The sequence below is a fragment of the Streptomyces sp. NPDC087422 genome (assembly GCF_044744145.1).
Taxonomy (GTDB): domain Bacteria; phylum Actinomycetota; class Actinomycetes; order Streptomycetales; family Streptomycetaceae; genus Actinacidiphila.
Window position 1 is genome coordinate 121,690 of sequence record NZ_JBIUXT010000012.1, and the last position, 18,039, is coordinate 139,728.

Sequence of the window (18,039 nt, forward strand, 5' to 3'; positions counted from 1 at the left end):
CGTGAATCCTCCCCGACCAGCACGCATCCAGGAGCAGGCACCCCCCGGCCCCGCCGGAGGGCTGTCGCCGATCACCCGGGACCGCACGCGGAACCGCGCCTCCGACCACGTCTACGACGAGTTGGTCTCCGCGATCCGCAGACTGCGGCTCGCCCCCGGCTCCTCCCTGTCGGAGACGGACATCGCGGAACGGCTGCACGTCAGCCGTACGCCCGTCCGGGAGGCCATCGCCCGGCTCGCCGACACCGGCCTCGTCCACGTCGTGCCGCAGGTCGGCACGCAGGTCGGGTTGATCCGGCTACGCGACGTCGAGGAAGCGCGCTTCGTCCGCGAGAGCCTGGAGGTCTCGGCCTTCGAGGCGGCCTGCGGCAATCCGGCACTGGACGTCGGCATCCTCCGCGACCTGCTCGAACAGCAGGAGCACGCTTACCGCACCGCCGACTACGACACGTTCTTCCAGGCCGACGAGGCCCTGCACAGTGCGATCTTCACCCTCAGCGGCCACCCCGGCGCCTGGCAGGTCGTCCAGCGGATGAAGCTGCAACTCGACAGAGTGCGCCGGCTCGCCCAACCCGACACTGCCACGATGCGTGACCTGATCGACGAACACCGGCTGATCGTCGACGCGTTGGAGTCCCGCGACATCGCGGGCGGGCGCGCCCTGATCAGCCGTCACGCCAGACGCGCGCTCGAACGCGTGCCAGGGCTGCGCGCGCAGTATCCGCACTACTTCACGGCATGACCGCGCGCGGCGGCGTACGACCGGGCGCGGGGCGTATGACCGCGCGCGGCAGCGTCGTACGACCGGGCGGGGCAGCGTCGTACGACCGCCCCATAACGTGCACGACCGTGCACGACCACGCACGACCGCGCATGACAGCCAGGTGCACCGAATCACCGCGACGAAAGGACAACCCCACGTGAACAGGTTCGCCGGACGGACGGTTCTCGTCACAGGCGCCGGTTCCGGCATCGGCCGCGAGATGACGCGCCAGTTCGTGGCGGAGGGGGCGACCGTCTACGCGGCGGACCTCGACCCCGCCGACGTGCCCGACGGCGGCATCCCGCTCACCGCCGACGTCACCGATCCCGACTCCTTCGCCGCGGCCGTCTCCCGGGCGGTGTCGGAGACCGGCGCGCTGCACGTGCTCTGCAACAACGCGGGCCTGGCCTCCAGCACCGACACCCTGGCGTGCAGCGTCGAGGAGTGGGACGCGACCTTCGCGGTCAACACCCGCGGGGTGTTCCTCGGCACCAAACTCGCCCTGCCGCACATGCTCGCCCAGGGCGACGGCGCCATCGTCAACACCGCCTCCGCCGCCGGACTCGTCGGACTGAAGGACCGCGCCGCGTACTGCGCCAGCAAAGGCGCCGTGATCGCCTACAGCCGCCAGGTCGCCGTGCAGTACGCGGGCACCGGCGTGCGCTGCAACTCCGTCTGCCCCGGCACCGTCGACTCCCCGTGGGTGGGCCGCCTGCTCGCCGCGGCCGACGACCCCGGGCAGGCCCGCGCCCAACTCGTCGCCCGGCAGCCGATGGGCCGCCTCGGCACCCCGGCCGAGGTCGCCGCCGCTGCCCTCTACCTCGCCTCCGACGCCGCCGCGTTCATCACCGGCACCGAGCTGGTCATCGACGGCGGGCTGCTCGCCGGCTGACCATCCCTACCACCGAACGGATCACCGTGAAGCTCATGCGTGTCGGCCCACCCGGGGCCGAACGGCCCGTCGCCCTGCTTCCCGACGGCCGCCACCTCGACCTGTCCGCGCTCACCGACGACATCGACGGCGCCTTCCTCGCGGGCGACGGCCCCGACCGGCTGCGCGACGCGATCGAGGCGGGCGGCCTGCCGGCCGTCGACGTCACCGGGCAGCGCGTCGGCCCGCCCGTCGCCCGCCCCGGCGTCGTGCTCTGCGTCGGCATGAACTACGCGGCGCACGCGGCGGAATCGGGCGCCGCACCGCCCCGGGCGCCGGTCGTGTTCTACAAGTCACCGCACTGCGTCGTGGGACCGGACGACGACGTCCTGCTGCCGCGCGGCTCCGCCAAGACGGACTGGGAGGTCGAGCTCGCGATCGTCATCGGACGCCGGGCCCGCTACCTCGACTCGCCCGCCGACGCCCTGGCCCACGTGGCGGGTTACACGATCTCCAACGACGTGTCCGAGCGGGCCCTGCAACTGGAGACCAGCGGCGGCCAGTGGTCGAAGGGCAAGAGCTGTGAGACGTTCAACCCGCTGGGTCCCTGGCTGGTCACCCCGGACGAGATCACGTCCCCCCAGGCCCTCGGCCTGCGCTCCTGGGTCAACGGCGAACCCCGCCAGGCGTCCGGCACCAAGGACATGATCTTCGACGTCGCCACGCTGATCCACGAGCTGAGCCAGTTCACCGTCCTCGAACCGGGCGACGTCATCAACACCGGCACGCCCGAAGGCGTCGCGCTGTCGGGCCGCTTCCCCTACCTCAAGGAGGGCGACACCATGGAGTTGGAGATCGACGGGCTGGGCCGTCAGCGGCAGCGGGTCGGCCGGGCATGACCATACGACTCTCGCTCGGACACATCGACACCTACGACGCGCGGGTGGCGACCTTCGCGCGCCAACTCGGCCTCACCGGCGTCCAGCTCCACACCCCCGACCTGCTGCCCGGCGAGGACGGCTTCTGGAGCGAGTCCGAACTGCGGGCCCTCAAGGACCGTTGCGAGGCCGACGGCCTTACGATCGACGGCCTGGAGAACGTACCGCTCGCGCACTTCTGGAAGATCCAGCGCGGACTGCCGGGCCGCGACGAGCAGATCGAGAACTACCTCAGAACCATCCGCAACCTCGCCGCCGTCGGCATCGACCTGCTCGGCTACAACTTCCTCGCCACGTACGTCTGGCGCACGGACATGGCGGCGGCGGGCCGCGGCGGCGCCAAGGTCAGCGCCTTCGACCTGGCGGACGTCTCCCGCGGCAACGCGCTCGCCGGATACCGGCTCACCCCCGACCACCCCGTCGACGAGCCGGCCACGGCCGACCGGATGTGGGCCAACCACCAGTACTTCCTCGACGCCGTCCTGCCCGTCGCCGAGGAGGTCGGCGTACGGCTGGCCCTGCACCCCGACGACCCGCCCGTCGACGTGCCGTTGGGCGGCATCGCCCGGATCTTCACCTCGCCCGCCGCCATCGGACGGGCCCGCGACCAGGCGGGCGGCAGCCCGTCCTGGGGCCTGAACCTCTGCCTGGGCACGGTGTCGGAGATGGCGGGCGAGGAGAGCGTCAACGAGGTCATCGACCTGCTGGGGCCGTCCATCTTCTACGTCCACTTCCGGGACGTCCGCGGCACCGTGCCCCGCTTCAGCGAGTGCTTCCTCGGCGAGGGCAACTTCAACCCGGCGCGGGTCATCCGCCGTCTTGAGGACTCCGGATTCGACGGGTTCCTCATCGACGACCACGTCCCGGCGATGATCGGCGACCTCGACACCTGGGGCGACATCTCCTCCGAGGCGTACTGCAGCCGCGGCCGGGCCCACGCGATCGGCTACCTGCAAGGCGTCCTCAACGGCCTCGGGCTCGACCAGCCGGAGGCCCGCCCGCGGGCCGGCCGCTCGGCGACGGTCGGCCGGCAGCCTCAGGCCAGCCAGTAGTACGGCAGGCGCAGGAGGTCGGCGACGCGTGCGGCGACCTCCCGCGCGTGCGGCGGGACGCCCTCGTCGGCGATGCCGCGTATCAGGTGCAGATGGAGCGACTGGAGGGTGGCGAAGGTGTTGAACGCCCAGACCGGGACCGCGCCGGGTCCGCCGCCCTCCAGGGCCTTGTGAACGACGGTCAGCCAGTCGGTGGCCTCCTCGACGGTCAGTCCGGGGGCCTGGAGGATACGGGTGAGCGCGCGGGCCAGCCGCGCGTCCTCCAACTGCGCGTAGCGGTAGTCGGTCTGCTCGACCGTCATCCTGCGGGCGCACAGCTCCAGCAGGCCGGCGCGGCGCTCCGGCAGGGCCTTCGCGAACGCGGCGGCGGCGTCGGCGCCGTGCGCCACGGCGTGCAGCCAGCCCAGCGCGTCGTCCCAGCCGCGGGTGTCGCGCTCGGCCGGATACCAGGCCGAGAACCGCGCGTACCAGCGCTCCGCCGCCTCTCGCGGCACGAGCCCGGGCACGGCGTCGCCCCGCGTCAGCACGGAGCAGATGATCAGCGGTGCGAAGGCCCTGGCCTGAACCTCCGGGTGGGTGAGACGGCCGGCCGCGTCGTCCCCGAGCGTTTCGAGGACGGCGTCGAGACGCCCGTCCCTGATCCAGCGGGCAGCGCCGGTATAGGCATGGTCGTCGCGTGTCCCGGGGTCCGGGGACGTCAGCATGACGGACAGCTCGGCGGCGAGCCGTGGCGCGGGGACGCCCTCGGGGAAGGGGAATCCGTCGGCCGCGACCGACGTCCAGTCGACACGATCGGCGTTCATGGCATCAGGCTATTCCTCGCTCATCGCCACCAGTTTGGTGACCGTGTTCCAGTTGCGGGTGGACGCCGTCAGGCCGAGGCGGCGGTCGGAGAACTGGGCGGCCAGCTTGGAATTGTGCACACCGCCGGGGAAGTGGCCGTAGATCTCGCTCCGTCCGGGACGGAATTCGTCCGGCGCGTACGCCGCCGCGTCGATCGCCGCCAGCTTGTCGAGGGGGACGGGCCCCGACAGGAACGTCACCATGAAGCGCGACGGATTCACCCCGTCCATCGGGAACGGGTTGGCGTCCACGACCCGCCGGAGGTCCGCGCCGGTACGGATCAGGCAGGCGACGGTCAGCCCCAACTCGTCGCTGATCCGCTGCTCCAAATCCGCTGCCAGCCGCCCCGGATCGGCCTGCGCGTGGGTGAAGACGGCGTTGCCGCTCTGGAGGTGGGTGCGGATGTCGGCGGCGCCGATGGAGGCCAGCAGGTCCCTGAGGGTCCGCATGGGCAGCTTGTTCTTGCCGCCGACGTTGATTCCGCGCAGCAGCGCGACGTAGCGGGTATCCGTGTCCGTATCCGGGGTCGTGCTCTTACTAGTGCGTGTGCTGGTCTTGGTCTTGGTGTTGGTTTCGGCGCCAGTGGCCTTGGTCGTCACGATCGCCACGCTAGCGGCCGGCACTGACAATCGGTCGATTCCGGGTGGTGCCGGGGCAAGCGCGGCGTCGCGCGAATCATGCGCGATGTCCCTCGTTCGGAGGACGGTACGGTCGCTGGAACGGTTCGGCAGGCCGGGGCCTGGTTACGTTCGCGCATATGACCAGCATCCATGACAGGCCCGTCGTCACCGAACTGCGGCTGTCGGCCTTCAAATCGCACCGGGGCGCGTCGTTCGGACTCGGGCCGCTCACCCTGCTGTGCGGGGGCAGCGGCACCGGCAAGTCGAGCGTGCTGGAGGCGCTGGCCGCGCTCGGTCGGCTGGCCTGCGGGGACGGGCTCGACGAGGTCTTCGAGTCCGTGGTGCGCGGTGGCGCGGCGGCGTGCGTACCGCAGGACGCGCAGCCCGACCCGCAGGGACGGCGCGGCTTCCGGATCGGCTGCACGGTCACCGGCCCGGTGGGTCCCGTGCGGCTCGACGTCGCCGTCCAGGCGGAGCCCACGCTGCGGATCGTCGGCGAGCGGCTGACCGGCGCGGGCGAGACGCTGCTGACGACGGCGCTGCGCGACCCGGAACGCCCCACGGTTCAGGCCGCCTGGCACACCGCGGGCCTGGTCGCCGTCACCCGCGCGCCGCTGCCCGACGACCGCCTCGCCACGGCCCTGTTGCCGCTGCGCGTCGCCGGACGCACCGACGGGCAGCGCCTGGTGCTGGCCGCCGCGGAACAGGTCGTCGTGGCGCTGCGCGGGGTCTTCCCGATCGCACCGCGCCCCGAGCTGATGCGCGGCCCCGTCCCGGTCGGCGACGGACGGCTGCGCGCCTCCTGCGACAATCTGTCCGCCGTCCTGGCCAGGACGGAAGGCGAGTGCGGCACCCGGCACGCGGCGCTGGTCAACGCGGTGCGCGCGGTGTGCAGTCCGCCGGTGGAGGGGATCACGGCGCTGGCTGCGGGCGCCGCCGCGAGCACGGGCGCAGGCGGGCGTACGTGCGCCGGTCCGCGTACCGGTGCCGGTACGGCGGAGGGCGCCCGCGCGGGCGGCGGGCCGGTGGCGGAAACGGCGCGTGCGGTGGACGCCGTGATCGCCGCGGTGGACCGAGGCCCGCTCGGCCTGGTCCCGGTGGACCGCCTCGGCGACGGCGAACTCCGCTTCCTCGCGCTGGCGTTGGTGCTGCTCACCGGCCCCGGAGTGCTGGACGTCGACACGAGTACGGAACTGCTGCCCGCCAGTCAGGTGCTGACCGTGCTGGGCGACGGCCTCGACCACGGCCTGGACCGTCGTCAACTGACCGAACTGCTGCGGCTGGCGGGCCCGGCCGCGGAACGCGGGCACATCCGGCTGCTGGGCACCGTCCAGGACGCGAGCTTCGCGGAGGGGATCGGCGGTGTCTCGGTCACCGCGCTCGGGGTCCCGAGGCCACGCCGCCGCGAGGATGCGGTAGACCAGTCGGGGTGACCGAAGAAACCGACGCACCCGATCTCGCGGCGCTCCAGCACCGCCTCGCCTCCTTCGCCGCGGCCCGGAACTGGCAGCCGTTCCACACGCCCAAGAACCTCGCCGCCGCGCTGAGCGTCGAGGCCGCGGAGCTGCTGGAGATCTTCCAGTGGCTCACCCCGGAACAGGCGGCGGAGGTGATGGCGGACGACGGGACCGCGCACCGGGTCCGCGACGAGGTCGCGGACGTGCTGGCGTATCTGCTGCAATTCTGCGAAGTGCTCGGCATCGACGTGCTGGCCGCGCTGGCGGCGAAGATCGACCGCAACGAGCTGCGGTTCCCGCGGGCCGATCCCTCGTCCGGGTGACGAGGTTTTCCACAGGCGCGCAGTTGTCCACAGATCTCCCAGAGGGGCCTTTCCGCACTCGCGAAACTCTGTCACTCTGAGTAACGGCGAAGGGATCGCCGCAGGACAGAGGGGGTGCGGGACATGGACGCAGCGCGACTGGTGGCCCAGGCGGAGCGCGTGATGAGCCGATCGCCGCAGCCGGACGACGTCATCGCGGAGGCATGGCAGGCGTTCGAGCTGACCGAGGCCGTGGGACGGCTGCTCACCGCCGATCACGAGCGGCCGGTGGTCCGCGCCGGGCCGGGGCCGGTGGTGGGCGCGTCAGGCGGCGACCCGCCGCGGGCCGCACGGCTGACCGGGGTGCGCGACCCGCACGGCACGCTGCGGGCCCTACGCACGCTGCTCGGCGAGATCGGCCTGTCGCTGGTCGCCATCACCTGCACGGCGGAGGACGAGGCGGCGTACTGGAACTGCATCGAGGCGCTGGACGCGGTGGACGAGGCCAAGGACCGCGTGCGCGCGCTGACCCGGGAGGTGGACCGTTGACGGAGATCGCCGTGATGGGGGCAGGATGGAGGAATGGATCTGCGAATCTTCACCGAGCCCCAGCAAGGTGCCGAGTACGACACCCTGCTCACCGTCGCGAAGGCGACCGAAGACCTGGAATTCGACGCCTTCTTCCGCTCCGACCATTACCTGAAGATGGGCGACGGGACCGGACTGCCGGGACCCACGGACGCGTGGATCACCCTGGCCGGACTCGCCCGCGAGACCAGCCGGATCAGGCTCGGCACCCTGATGACGGCCGGCACCTTCCGGCTCCCCGGTGTGCTGGCGATCCAGGTCGCCCAGGTGGACCGGATGTCGGGCGGACGGGTCGAGTTCGGCCTCGGCGCGGGCTGGTTCGAGGAGGAGCACACGGCGTACGGCATCCCCTTCCCGAAGGAGAAGTTCGCCCGCCTTGAGGAGCAACTGGCCATCGTCACCGGCCTGTGGGAGACCCCGGTCGGCAAGACCTTCGACTACGACGGGACGTTCTACCAGCTCAAGGACTCGCCCGCGCTGCCCAAGCCCGCGCAGGCGAAGGTCCCGGTGCTGATCGGCGGCATGGGCGCCAAGCGGACACCGGAACTGGCGGCGCGCTACGCGACCGAGTTCAACATCCCGTTCGCCTCGGTCGAGGACAGCGGGCTCCAGATCGGCCGGGTGCGCGCGGCGGCGGAGGCGGCCGGGCGCGGCCCCGACGACCTGGTGTACTCCAACGCCCTGGTGGCCTGTGTCGGCAAGGACGACGCCGAGGTGGCCCGCCGGGCCGCCGCGATCGGCCGGGAGGTGGACGAACTGAAGGCGAACGGGCTGGCGGGCACGCCCGCCGAGGTCGTCGACCGGATCGGGCAGTTCGCGGAACAGGGCTCCACCCGCTTCTACCTCCAGATTCTCGACCTGTCCGACCTCGACCACTTGGAGCTGATCTCGTCCCAGGTCAGGACCCAGGTGGGCTGAGGCCGCGATGCCCACCACCCCGCCCGCACCGCTCTTCCCGGCCGCCGCCGGGAGGGCACTGATCCTGGACGGCGGGCTGTCCAACCAACTCGCCGACCAGGGCTGCGACCTGTCGGACCCGCTCTGGTCCGCCCGGCTGCTCGCCGACGCCCCGGAGCAGATCGAGGCCGCGCACACCGCCTATGTGCGGGCGGGCGCCCGGGTGCTGATCACCTCCAGCTATCAGGCCACCTACGAGGGGTTCGCCCGGCGCGGCATCGGGCGGGCCGAGGCGTCCGCGCTGCTGACCCGCAGCGTGGAGCTGGCCCGGCGGGCGGGCGCGGGCCGGACCGACGTGCGGGTGGCGGCGTCGGTCGGGCCGTACGGGGCGATGCTCGCGGACGGCAGCGAGTACCGCGGGCGGTACGGGCTGAGCGTGCGGGAGCTGGAGCGCTTCCACCGGCCGCGGATCGAGACCCTGGCGGCGGCCGGTCCCGACGTCCTGGCCCTGGAGACGGTGCCGGACACCGACGAGGCCGAGGCCATGCTGCGGGCGGCCGAGGGGACCGGCGTGCCGGTCTGGCTCTCCTACACCGTCGACGGCGACCGTACCCGGGCCGGGCAGCCCCTGGCGGACGCCTTCGCGGTGGCCGCGGGCCGCGACGAGGTGATCGCGGTGGGCGTCAACTGCTGCGCGCCCGCCGACGCGGATCATGCGGTGGAGGCGGCGGCGACGGTCACCGGCAAGCCCGTCGTCGTCTACCCCAACAGCGGCGAGCACTGGGACGCCGGCCTCCGCCGCTGGGACGGCGCCGCCACCTTCTCCCCGGCCCGCGTGACCGCCTGGGAACGGTCGGGCGCCCGCCTGATCGGCGGCTGCTGCCGAGTGGGCCCGGCCCGGATCAGCGCCCTGTCGAAGGTGCTGGGCGGCGGCTAGGGCCGGGAAAATCCCCTGGTCGGGGGGCGGCCGGAAGAGAATACTCGGTGAGGTGTTCCTGACGATCTCCACCACCGGCACCGCGGCTGCCCCGGCTACTGACCTGGGGTTTCTGCTGCACAAGCACCCGGAGAAGGCGCAGACCTTCTCCACCTCCTACGGCAACGCGCACGTCTTCTATCCCGAGGCGTCGGTCGAGCGGACCACCGCCGCGCTGCTGTTGGAGATCGATCCGCCCGCGCTGGCGCGCCGGGGGAAGGGCAAGGGCAAAGGCCGGGGCGGCGCGCCCGACTCCGCGCTCGCGCAGTATGTGAACGACCGGCCCTACGCGGCCTCGTCGCTGCTCGCGGTGGCGCTGCGTACCGTCTTCTCCAGCGCGCTGCGCGGCGAGTGCCGCACGATGCCGGAGCGGGCGGCGGCGCCGCTGCCGCTGCGGATCGAGGTGCCGGTGCTGCCCGCCCGCGGCGGCCCCGCGCTGGTGGCCGGGCTGTTCGAGCCGCTGGGCTGGCGGGTGGAGGCCGAGCCGGTGGCGCTGGACACGCGGTTCCCCGAGTGGGGCGACTCGCGGTACGTACGGCTGGTGCTCGAAGGGGAGCTGCGGCTGGCGGACGCGCTGCGGCAGATCTATGTGCTGCTGCCGGTGCTCGACGACGCCAAGCACTACTGGGTGTCGGCGGACGAGGTGGACAAGCTGCTGCGGTTCGGCGAGGGGTGGCTGGAGGAGCACCCGGAGCAGAAGCTGATCACCAGCCGCTATCTGGCGCGGCGCTGGGCGCTGACCCGGCAGGCGATGGAGCGGCTTGAGCTGGCCCGGCTGGCGGACGCCGACGACATCGAGGTCGAGGCCATCGACAACGCGGTCGAGGACACCGTGGGCCCGGACGGCGAGGAGGCGCAGGAGCGGCCGACGCCGCTGGCCGTTCAGCGGCGCGAGGCGATCCTCGGGGCGCTGCGCGACGCCGGGGCCACGCGCGTGCTCGACCTGGGCTGCGGGCAGGGCCAGTTGGTGGGCGCGCTGCTGAAGGACGTGCGGTACACGGAGATCGTCGGCGTCGACGTATCGGTGCGGGCGCTCGGCAGCGCGGCGCGGCGGCTGCGCCTGGACCGGTTGAGCGAACGGCAGGCGGCGCGGGTCACGCTGTTCCAGGGCTCGTTGGCGTACACCGACGCGCGGCTCAAGGGTTACGACGCGGCCGTGCTCAGCGAGGTCGTCGAACACCTCGACCTGCCGCGGCTGCCCGCCCTGGAGTACGCGGTGTTCGGCTCCGCCCGGCCGCGGACCGTGGTCGTGACGACGCCGAACGTCGAGTACAACGTGCGGTGGGAGTCGCTGCCCGCGGGCCATGTCCGGCACGCCGACCACCGTTTCGAGTGGAGCCGCGAGGAGTTCCGCGGCTGGGCGACGACGGTCGCCGCCCGGCACGGCTACGACGTCGCCTTCACCCCCGTCGGCCCCGACGACCCCGAGGTCGGGCCGCCCACCCAGATGGCGGTCTTCACGATCGCCGCGCCCACGACCGACACCCGTCACACGACTGCGACCACGACCACCGGCAAGGAGGCGGCGGCATGACCGCACCGCGCACGCTGCCCGTCACCGACCTGTCCCTCGTCGTCCTGATCGGCGCCACCGGCTCCGGCAAGTCCACCTTCGCCGCACGGCACTTCAAGCCCACCGAGGTCATCTCCTCCGACTTCTGCCGCGGCCTGGTCAGCGACGACGAGAACGACCAGAGCGTCAGCGCCGACGCCTTCGACGTCCTGCACTACATCGCGGGCAAGCGGCTCGCGGCGGGCCGCCGCACCGTCGTGGACGCCACGAACGTGCAGGCCGAGAGCCGCAGGGAGTTGATCAAGCTGGCCCGCGAGTACGACGTGCTGCCGATCGCCGTCGTCCTCGACGTACCCGAGCAGGTCTGCGTCGCGCGCAACGCCGAGCGCCCCGACCGGGCCTCGCTGCCGCGCCACGTCGTGCAGCGGCACCAGCGCGAACTGCGCCGCTCGCTGCGGGGCCTGGAGCGCGAGGGCTTCCGCAAGGTGCACGTCCTGCGCGGCACCGAGGAGATCGACTCCGCCGAGATCGTCACCGAGCGCCGTTACAACGACCTGACGCACCTCACCGGGCCGTTCGACATCATCGGCGACATCCACGGGTGCAGTTCCGAACTGGAGACGCTGCTGGCCGAGTTGGGCTACGCCGACGGCACGCACCCCGAGGGGCGCACCGCCGTCTTCGTCGGCGACCTCGTCGACCGCGGCCCGGACAGCCCCGGTGTGCTGCGCCGCGTCATGGGCATGGTCGAGGCGGGCACCGCGCTGTGCGTGCCCGGCAACCACGAGAACAAGCTCGGCCGCTACCTCAAGGGCCGCCAGGTGCAGCAGACCCACGGACTGGCCGAGACCATCGAGCAGCTGGAGCGCGAGGACGCCCGCGACCCGGAGTTCCGCAAGCGGGTCGCGGCCTTCATCGACGGTCTGATCAGCCACTACGTGCTGGACGGCGGCAAGCTGGTGGTCTGCCACGCGGGTCTGCCCGAGAAGTACCACGGCCGCACCTCGGGCCGCGTCCGCTCGCACGCGCTGTACGGCGACACGACCGGCGAGACCGACGAGTTCGGCCTGCCCGTGCGCTACCCGTGGGCCGAGGACTACCGCGGGCGCGCCGCCGTGGTCTACGGCCACACCCCGGTCCCGAACACGTCCTGGATCAACAACACCATCTGCCTCGACACCGGGGCGGTCTTCGGCGGCAAGATGACCGCGCTGCGCTGGCCCGAGCGCGAGATCGTGGACGTACCGGCCGAGCGGGTCTGGTACGAGCCGGCCAAGCCGCTCGTGGTCGAGGCGCCCGGTGGCCATGACGGGCGCCCGCTCGACCTCGCCGACGTCACCGGGCGGCGGATCGTGGAGACCGGGCAGATGGGACGGCTCGCCGTCCGCGAGGAGAACGCGGCGGCGGCCCTTGAGGTGATGAGCCGCTTCGCCGTCGACCCGCGCCTGCTCGCCTACCTGCCGCCGACGATGTCGCCCTGCGCGACCTCGCGGCAGGAGGGCTGGCTGGAGCACCCGGCGGACGCCTTCGCCGACTACCGCGAGAGCGGTGTCGCCCAGGTCGTCTGCGAGGAGAAGCACATGGGCTCCCGCGCGGTCGTCCTGGTCTGCCGTGACGAGGCCGCCGCGCGGAAGCGCTTCGACGCGCCCGAGGGCACGACCGGCGCGGTGCACACCCGTACCGGGCGGCCGTTCTTCGACGACGGGGCCGTCACCGAGGAGGTGCTGGCCCGGCTGCGCGCGGCCGTCACGGCGGCCGGACTGTGGGACGAGCTGTCCACGGACTGGCTGCTGCTCGACGCCGAGCTGCTGCCCTGGTCGCTGAAGGCGTCCGGTCTGCTGCGCAAGCAGTACGCGGCCGTCGGCGCCGCGGGCGGCGCGGTCTTCCCCGCCGCCCTGAGCGCGCTCGAAGCCGCGGCGGCTCGCGGCACCGACGTCGCGGACCTGCTGGGCAGACAGCGCGAACGGGCGTCGGACGCGGCGGCGTTCACCGACGCCTACCGCCGGTACTGCTGGACCACCGACGGGCTGGACGGCGTACGGCTGGCGCCGTTCCAGCTCCTCGCCGTCCAGGGCCGCAGCCTCGCCGCGCTCCCGCACGACGAGCAGTTGGCGCTCATCGACCGGCTGGTCGAGGCCGATCCCACCGGGCTGCTCAGGACCACCGGGCGGCTGCTGGTCGACACCACGGACGAGGAGTCGGTCGCGGCCGGAGTGCGCTGGTGGCTCGAACTGACCGGCGCGGGCGGCGAAGGCATGGTCGTCAAGCCGCTCGCCGCGCTGGTCCGCACGGACAAGGGGCGGCTGGTGCAGCCGGGCATCAAGTGCCGCGGCCGGGAGTATCTGCGGATCATCTACGGTCCCGAGTACACCCGTCCGGAGCACCTGGAGCGGCTGCGGTCCCGTTTCCTCGGCCACAAGCGCTCGCTCGCCCTGCGCGAGTACGCGCTCGGCCTGGAGGCGCTGGACCGGCTGGCGGCCGGCGAACCGCTCTGGCGCGTCCACGAGGCGGTCTTCGCCGTACTGGCGTTGGAGTCGGAGCCGGTCGACCCCCGGCTGTGACGCCGTGAGTCGTGCCCGTCGAACGGTCGGGCCGCCCACACCCCTCCGGTGGGCGGTCCGACCGGGCTCGATCCCCGTGTGCCGCACCGTTCCTACCCCAGCAGCCGCAGCGCCGTCGCCGACCGGCCGAGGCGTACGGTCTGACCCCAGGTCAGCTCCAGCGCGTCGGACTCCATGCCGTCGCCGAAGGCGACCAGACGGTCGGACTCGACGGTCAGCCGGAGCCGGTCGGCCGCGGCCAGCACGCCCGCGACCTGCGAAGTGCCGGTCGCGGGGGAGGGCCAGGCCTCGCGGACGAACCACAGCAGCCGCGGCTCCGTGGGACCCGGCAGCGGAAGGCCGCTGCCGCGTTCCTGCCACAGCGACCGCAGCCAACCCGTGGCACCCGTGCCTGTACCCACCAGAACGCCCGATGACGCCTGGGCCTCCGCGGGCGCGGCGTCGTCGTCGGGACCGAGCCGGTAGCGGGCGGTCTGGTGTCCCGGCGGTCCGAGGTAGATCTCGTTGAGCGCCAGCAGCCGCTGTGTGTCGTCGGCGACGGCCTCCACCATGGTCAGTTCGTCGGCCCGGCCGCCGCGCGCGGCGGAGTCGAGCAGCTTGCCCGCGTCGCCCGCCCGGTGCCGGACGAGCACGCCCGGATTACGGCCGGGGTCGGTGTCGATCCCCACCACCGGCTGCCCCGACAGGTACTTGGCGGCGTTGGCGACCAGCCCGTCCTGGCCGATCACCACGACCACGTCCTCCGGCGCGAAGAGGAAGCGGTCCAGATCGGCCCGCTCCACCCGCGCCTGCCGCCACCGCAACGGCACCGCCGCGGCCACCTCGGCGAGCGCGGCCCGCCCGCGCTGATGGCGTTCGCGCACCTCCTGGATGCTCCGGCCGCGCGAGGAGAGGAAGAACGCCGCCTGGCCGTGGGTGCCGTGCCGGGCCAGCAACTCCTCGTACTCGCTGACCCGGTGCACCAGCACCGCGCGCGGGGCGAGGCTCACCGCCGCTCACCACCGGAGCCCGGGACCGCGCCGCCGCCGCTGGGGCGCCCGAGCCGTTCCACCAGGCCGGTGAGCATGTCGGGGGTGAGCGTGAGGCTGTCGATCCGCGGCAGATTCTCCGCGACCCGGTTGAGCGCCAGCGCGTGCAGCGTCGCCGGATCCACGTCGCCGTGCACCCGCAGCCACCCGGCCTGTGCCTCGGCGCGCGCCGTACCCGCCTCGCGCGCCGCCTCGGCCTTCGCGCGGGCGAGGCGGACGAGCCGGGCGGCCTCGGCCTCGGCGCGCACGGCGTCGGCCGCCGCGTTCTCCTCCGCCTCGCGGCGCGCGTTCGTGCCGTGCTGCTCGACCAACTGCTCCTCGCGCCGGGCCAGTTCGATCCGGCTGGCCAACTCGTTCTCGGCGATGGCCCGTTCGCGCTCGACGGCGACGGCCCGCCGCTCGTACGTGGCCCGGTCCGCCTCCTGCTGGATCTGCTCGCGCGCGGGCGTCCGCAGCGCGCGCTCCACCTCGGGCTCCGGCCGGATCGCCACCACGCGTACGGCGACGACCTCGATGCCGGTGGTGGCCAGTCGCGGCTCGGCGGCGAGCCCGTCGGCGATCCGCTGCCGTACCGCCGCCACGCCGTCGACCAGCGCGGACGCCAGCGCGGTACGGGCCAGGACGTCGAGCGCGTGCTGCTGGGCGGTCTCGGTGAGCAGGGTGGCGAGCTGTTCCAGCGGGGCGCCGCGCCAGATCCCGGTGTCGGGGTCGATGGAGAAGTCCAGGCGCTCGGCTGCGGTGGCCGGGGCGCTGATCCGGTACGTCACGGTCGACTGCACGCTGACGTCCTGGAAGTCGGAGGTCCTGGCATGGAAGGACATCGCCAACTCGCGGTCGTCGACCGGCACTTCGGACAGGGCCGCGGTCAGCGACCGGTACCAGAAGCTGAGGCCGGGCCCGTCGTGCACGAGCGCGCCGCGCGAGTGGTGGCAGATGTGCGCGGTGGGCGCCGAACGCAGATGGCGCCAGCCGAAGCGCCTGGTGATGTCGGCCATGGTGGACCCCTCCTTCTCGTCAGTGCGACGATATCGAGCGATCCGCTTATCGTCAAGAGGACGAGATGGGGAGTTCGGCGTAGCCGCCGGGGTGCGCTGGCGCGGGCTGACGGGGCGCGCGCGGCGCGTCCTGCCGCCGGGGCGCGTGAATCGCGGGCGCGGTGGTCAGGATGGAGGCATGGGATTCCACGTCGACTCCGAGACCGGGCGGCTGCGCCGCGTCATACTGCACCGCCCCGACCTCGAACTGAAGCGCCTGACCCCCAGCAACAAGGACGCGCTGCTCTTCGACGACGTCCTGTGGGTGCGCAGGGCCCGCGCCGAGCACGACGGCTTCGCGGACGTGCTGCGCGACCGGGGCGTCGAGGTCCACCTCTTCGGCGACCTGCTGCGCGAGTCGATGCTGGTGCCCGAGGCCAAGAAGCTGGTCCTGGACCGGGTCTTCGACGCCAAGGAGTACGGACCGCTGGCCACGCCCCATCTGCGGGAGGCGTTCGACCGGTTGGGCGTCGTGGAGCTGACCGAGGCGCTGATCGGCGGCATGACCAAGCGCGAATTCCTGGAGCGCTTCGCCGAACCCGTCTCCGTCCGCTTCCACGCCATGGACCTGGACGACTTCCTGCTCGCCCCGCTGCCCAACCACATCTTCACCCGCGACACCTCGGCCTGGGTCTACGACGGCGTCAGCATCAACGCCATGCGGTGGCCCGCCCGGCAGCGCGAGACGGTGCACTTCGAGGCGATCTACCGGCACCATCCGCTGTTCTCCGGCGGCGGCTTCCACGTCTGGTCCGAGGGGCAGGCCGACTACCCGTCCACCATCGAGGGCGGCGACGTCCTGGTCATCGGCAGCGGCGCCGTGCTGATCGGGATGAGCGAGCGCACAACCCCGCAGGCCGTGGAGATGCTGGCGCAGGGGCTGTTCGAGGCCGGCTCCGCGCAGACCATCGTGGCCCTGGACATGCCCAAGCGGCGGGCCTTCATGCACCTCGACACGGTGATGACGATGGTCGACGGCGACACGTTCACGCAGTACGCGGGGCTGGGGATGCTGCCCTCGTACACCATCGAGCCGGGCTCGGGCGCGGGCGACCTCAAGGTCACCGACCACTCGCCGGAGCACATGCACCGGGCCATCGCGGCGGCCCTCGGCCTGGACTCCATCGACGTGCTCACCGCGACGCAGGACGTGCACGCCGCCGAGCGCGAGCAGTGGGACGACGGCTGCAACGTCCTGGCCGTGGAGCCGGGCGTGGTCGTCGCCTACGAGCGCAACGCGACCACCAACACGTTTCTGCGCAAGCGCGGCGTCGAGGTGATCGAGATCCCGGGCAGCGAGCTGGGCCGGGGCCGGGGCGGCCCGCGCTGCATGAGCTGCCCGATCGAGCGGGACGCGGTCTGAACGCCCGACCGGAGCTGAAGGGCGGCCCGAACGCCTGGTCGGGGGCGGCGCGGGGTCTGACCGCCTGATCTCGGCGGGGCGCGTGTGCGGCGCGGGAGGGGTCTGTATAAGAATGCCGATCTACGTATAGACTTCCAGTCTTGTCCGTCCCGCACCCCGACCTAGGAGTCCCCGCATGGCCGTCGACCTCAAGGGCCGCCACTTCCTCAAGGAGCTGGACTTCACGCCCGAGGAGTTCCGCCACCTGGTGGAGCTGGCCGCGGAGCTGAAGGCGGCGAAGAAGGCGGGCACGGAGGAGCAGCGGCTGCGCGGCCGTAACATCGCGCTGGTCTTCGAGAAGACCTCCACCCGTACCCGGTGCTCCTTCGAGGTCGCCGCCGCCGACCAGGGCGCGTCCACCACCTACCTCGACCCGTCCGGCTCGCAGATCGGACACAAGGAGTCGGTCAAGGACACCGCCCGCGTGCTGGGCCGGATGTTCGACGGCATCGAGTACCGGGGCAGCGGCCAGGACGTCGTCGAGGAGCTGGCCGCCCACGCGGGCGTCCCCGTGTGGAACGGCCTCACCGACGACTGGCACCCCACCCAGATGCTCGCCGACGTCCTCACCATGACCGAGCACAGCGCGAAGCCGCTCACCGGCATCGCATACGCCTACCTCGGCGACGCCCGCTCCAACATGGGCAATTCGCTGCTGATCACGGGCGCGCTGCTGGGCATGGACGTACGTGTCGCCGCGCCCGCCACCCTGTGGCCGCGGGAGTCCGTGGTCGCCGAGGCCCGCCGCCTCGCCGAGGTCTCCGGCGCCCGCGTCACCCTGACCGAGGACGTCACCGAGGCCGTGCGCGGCGCCGACTTCGTCCACACCGACGTGTGGGTGTCGATGGGCGAGCCGAAGGAGGTCTGGGACGAGCGGATCGCGCTGCTCGCGCCGTACGCCGTCACCGCCGACGTCCTCGCCGCCACCGGCAACCCGGACGTGCGCTTCATGCACTGCCTGCCCGCATACCACGACCTGGGCACCGCGATCGGCCGCGAGATCCACCAGCGCACCGGGCTGACCTCGCTGGAGGTCACCGACGAGGTCTTCGAATCCGACCGGTCGGTCGTCTTCGACCAGGCGGAGAACCGTATGCACACCATCAAGGCGGTCCTGGTGGCGACGCTGGCCTGAGCCCGGTGCCGCCCCGGTCCTGAGGCCAGGCCAGGCCGCCCCACGCCCGGCCGCCCCGG

General features: G+C 72.7%; 17 protein-coding genes. 13 read left to right on the forward strand and 4 right to left on the reverse strand.

All coding sequences use genetic code 11. From position 1 onward, the window contains the following. The first annotated feature begins 1 nt into the window (after position 1). From ACIO6U_RS30200 to ACIO6U_RS30215, 4 genes are all read left to right on the forward strand, one after another. Complete coding sequence (locus ACIO6U_RS30200) at positions 2–742, forward strand: GntR family transcriptional regulator (protein WP_355338533.1); 741 nt, start codon at positions 2–4, stop codon at positions 740–742. Between the two features lie 178 nt (positions 743–920). Next, positions 921–1,655 carry an SDR family NAD(P)-dependent oxidoreductase gene (locus ACIO6U_RS30205; protein ID WP_401723912.1) on the forward strand — a complete coding sequence of 245 codons (735 nt, stop codon included), beginning with the start codon at positions 921–923 and terminating at the stop codon, positions 1,653–1,655. A 26-nt stretch (positions 1,656–1,681) separates the two neighbouring features. Further along, positions 1,682–2,533, forward strand: a complete 852-nt coding sequence (locus ACIO6U_RS30210; protein ID WP_401723914.1) for a fumarylacetoacetate hydrolase family protein — start codon at positions 1,682–1,684, stop codon at positions 2,531–2,533. Next, positions 2,530–3,624, forward strand: coding sequence for a mannonate dehydratase (locus ACIO6U_RS30215; protein ID WP_401723917.1), 1,095 nt, complete (start codon positions 2,530–2,532; stop codon positions 3,622–3,624). Before ACIO6U_RS30210 ends, ACIO6U_RS30215 begins: the two co-directional genes overlap by 4 nt. Here ACIO6U_RS30215 and ACIO6U_RS30220 read toward each other — a convergent pair. Both ACIO6U_RS30220 and ACIO6U_RS30225 read right to left on the reverse strand, forming a co-directional pair. Further along, complete coding sequence (locus ACIO6U_RS30220) at positions 3,609–4,427, reverse strand: DUF2785 domain-containing protein (protein WP_401723920.1); 819 nt, start codon at positions 4,425–4,427, stop codon at positions 3,609–3,611. The genes ACIO6U_RS30215 and ACIO6U_RS30220 overlap by 16 nt on opposite strands. A gap of 9 nt (positions 4,428–4,436) precedes the next feature. Then, positions 4,437–5,066: a DUF1697 domain-containing protein gene (locus ACIO6U_RS30225; protein WP_391048857.1), complete on the reverse strand. Its 630-nt coding sequence runs from the start codon at positions 5,064–5,066 to the stop codon at positions 4,437–4,439. A 158-nt stretch (positions 5,067–5,224) separates the two neighbouring features. Here ACIO6U_RS30225 and ACIO6U_RS30230 point away from each other — a divergent pair, with 158 nt between their 5' ends. From ACIO6U_RS30230 to ACIO6U_RS30260, 7 genes are all read left to right on the forward strand, one after another. Beyond that, on the forward strand, positions 5,225–6,520 hold the full coding sequence (locus ACIO6U_RS30230; protein WP_401723921.1) for an ATP-binding protein: 1,296 nt from the start codon (positions 5,225–5,227) through the stop codon (positions 6,518–6,520). Further along, the gene (locus ACIO6U_RS30235; protein WP_391048853.1) at positions 6,517–6,867 is read left to right on the forward strand and encodes a MazG-like family protein; all 351 of its coding nucleotides are present in this window, start codon (positions 6,517–6,519) and stop codon (positions 6,865–6,867) included. The genes ACIO6U_RS30230 and ACIO6U_RS30235 overlap by 4 nt, the downstream gene beginning before the upstream one ends. 123 nt (positions 6,868–6,990) lie before the next feature. Next, positions 6,991–7,395 (forward strand): DUF6099 family protein, encoded by a 405-nt coding sequence (locus tag ACIO6U_RS30240; RefSeq protein WP_391048850.1) that lies wholly within the window; start codon positions 6,991–6,993, stop codon positions 7,393–7,395. A 33-nt stretch (positions 7,396–7,428) separates the two neighbouring features. Continuing rightward, complete coding sequence (locus ACIO6U_RS30245) at positions 7,429–8,352, forward strand: TIGR03560 family F420-dependent LLM class oxidoreductase (protein WP_391048848.1); 924 nt, start codon at positions 7,429–7,431, stop codon at positions 8,350–8,352. 7 nt (positions 8,353–8,359) lie between these two features. Then, on the forward strand, positions 8,360–9,268 hold the full coding sequence (gene mmuM / locus ACIO6U_RS30250) for a homocysteine S-methyltransferase (RefSeq protein WP_401723924.1): 909 nt from the start codon (positions 8,360–8,362) through the stop codon (positions 9,266–9,268). A 52-nt stretch (positions 9,269–9,320) separates the two neighbouring features. Beyond that, complete coding sequence (locus tag ACIO6U_RS30255; RefSeq protein WP_355338562.1) at positions 9,321–10,841, forward strand: 3' terminal RNA ribose 2'-O-methyltransferase Hen1; 1,521 nt, start codon at positions 9,321–9,323, stop codon at positions 10,839–10,841. Then, positions 10,838–13,381: a polynucleotide kinase-phosphatase gene (locus ACIO6U_RS30260; protein WP_401723926.1), complete on the forward strand. Its 2,544-nt coding sequence runs from the start codon at positions 10,838–10,840 to the stop codon at positions 13,379–13,381. The genes ACIO6U_RS30255 and ACIO6U_RS30260 overlap by 4 nt, the downstream gene beginning before the upstream one ends. Before the next feature lie 92 nt (positions 13,382–13,473). Here ACIO6U_RS30260 and ACIO6U_RS30265 read toward each other — a convergent pair whose 3' ends face one another. Both ACIO6U_RS30265 and ACIO6U_RS30270 read right to left on the reverse strand, forming a co-directional pair. After that, positions 13,474–14,370 (reverse strand): hypothetical protein, encoded by an 897-nt coding sequence (locus ACIO6U_RS30265; RefSeq protein WP_391048839.1) that lies wholly within the window; start codon positions 14,368–14,370, stop codon positions 13,474–13,476. After that, positions 14,367–15,404 carry an SPFH domain-containing protein gene (locus tag ACIO6U_RS30270; protein WP_401723929.1) on the reverse strand — a complete coding sequence of 346 codons (1,038 nt, stop codon included), beginning with the start codon at positions 15,402–15,404 and terminating at the stop codon, positions 14,367–14,369. Before ACIO6U_RS30270 ends, ACIO6U_RS30265 begins: the two co-directional genes overlap by 4 nt. Before the next feature lie 178 nt (positions 15,405–15,582). Between ACIO6U_RS30270 and ACIO6U_RS30275 the strand changes: the two genes are divergently transcribed. Both ACIO6U_RS30275 and argF read left to right on the forward strand, forming a co-directional pair. Continuing rightward, positions 15,583–16,806: an arginine deiminase gene (locus ACIO6U_RS30275; RefSeq protein ID WP_355338574.1), complete on the forward strand. Its 1,224-nt coding sequence runs from the start codon at positions 15,583–15,585 to the stop codon at positions 16,804–16,806. A gap of 175 nt (positions 16,807–16,981) precedes the next feature. Beyond that, positions 16,982–17,980, forward strand: coding sequence for an ornithine carbamoyltransferase (gene argF, locus ACIO6U_RS30280; RefSeq protein WP_401723932.1), 999 nt, complete (start codon positions 16,982–16,984; stop codon positions 17,978–17,980). Positions 17,981–18,039 lie beyond the last annotated feature (59 nt).

Excerpts from the sequence above, each read along its gene's own strand:
- ACIO6U_RS30220 (WP_401723920.1), bottom strand. The coding sequence starts at position 4,427 with ATGAACGCCGATCGTGTCGACTGGACGTCGGTCGCGGCCGACGGATTC.
- mmuM (WP_401723924.1), top strand. The coding sequence starts at position 8,360 with ATGCCCACCACCCCGCCCGCACCGCTCTTCCCGGCCGCCGCCGGGAGG.
- ACIO6U_RS30230 (WP_401723921.1), top strand. The coding sequence starts at position 5,225 with ATGACCAGCATCCATGACAGGCCCGTCGTCACCGAACTGCGGCTGTCG.
- ACIO6U_RS30275 (WP_355338574.1), top strand. The coding sequence starts at position 15,583 with ATGGGATTCCACGTCGACTCCGAGACCGGGCGGCTGCGCCGCGTCATA.
- ACIO6U_RS30270 (WP_401723929.1), bottom strand. The coding sequence starts at position 15,404 with ATGGCCGACATCACCAGGCGCTTCGGCTGGCGCCATCTGCGTTCGGCG.
- ACIO6U_RS30260 (WP_401723926.1), top strand. The coding sequence starts at position 10,838 with ATGACCGCACCGCGCACGCTGCCCGTCACCGACCTGTCCCTCGTCGTC.
- argF (WP_401723932.1), top strand. The coding sequence starts at position 16,982 with ATGGCCGTCGACCTCAAGGGCCGCCACTTCCTCAAGGAGCTGGACTTC.
- ACIO6U_RS30245 (WP_391048848.1), top strand. The coding sequence starts at position 7,429 with ATGGATCTGCGAATCTTCACCGAGCCCCAGCAAGGTGCCGAGTACGAC.
- ACIO6U_RS30240 (WP_391048850.1), top strand. The coding sequence starts at position 6,991 with ATGGACGCAGCGCGACTGGTGGCCCAGGCGGAGCGCGTGATGAGCCGA.
- ACIO6U_RS30215 (WP_401723917.1), top strand. The coding sequence starts at position 2,530 with ATGACCATACGACTCTCGCTCGGACACATCGACACCTACGACGCGCGG.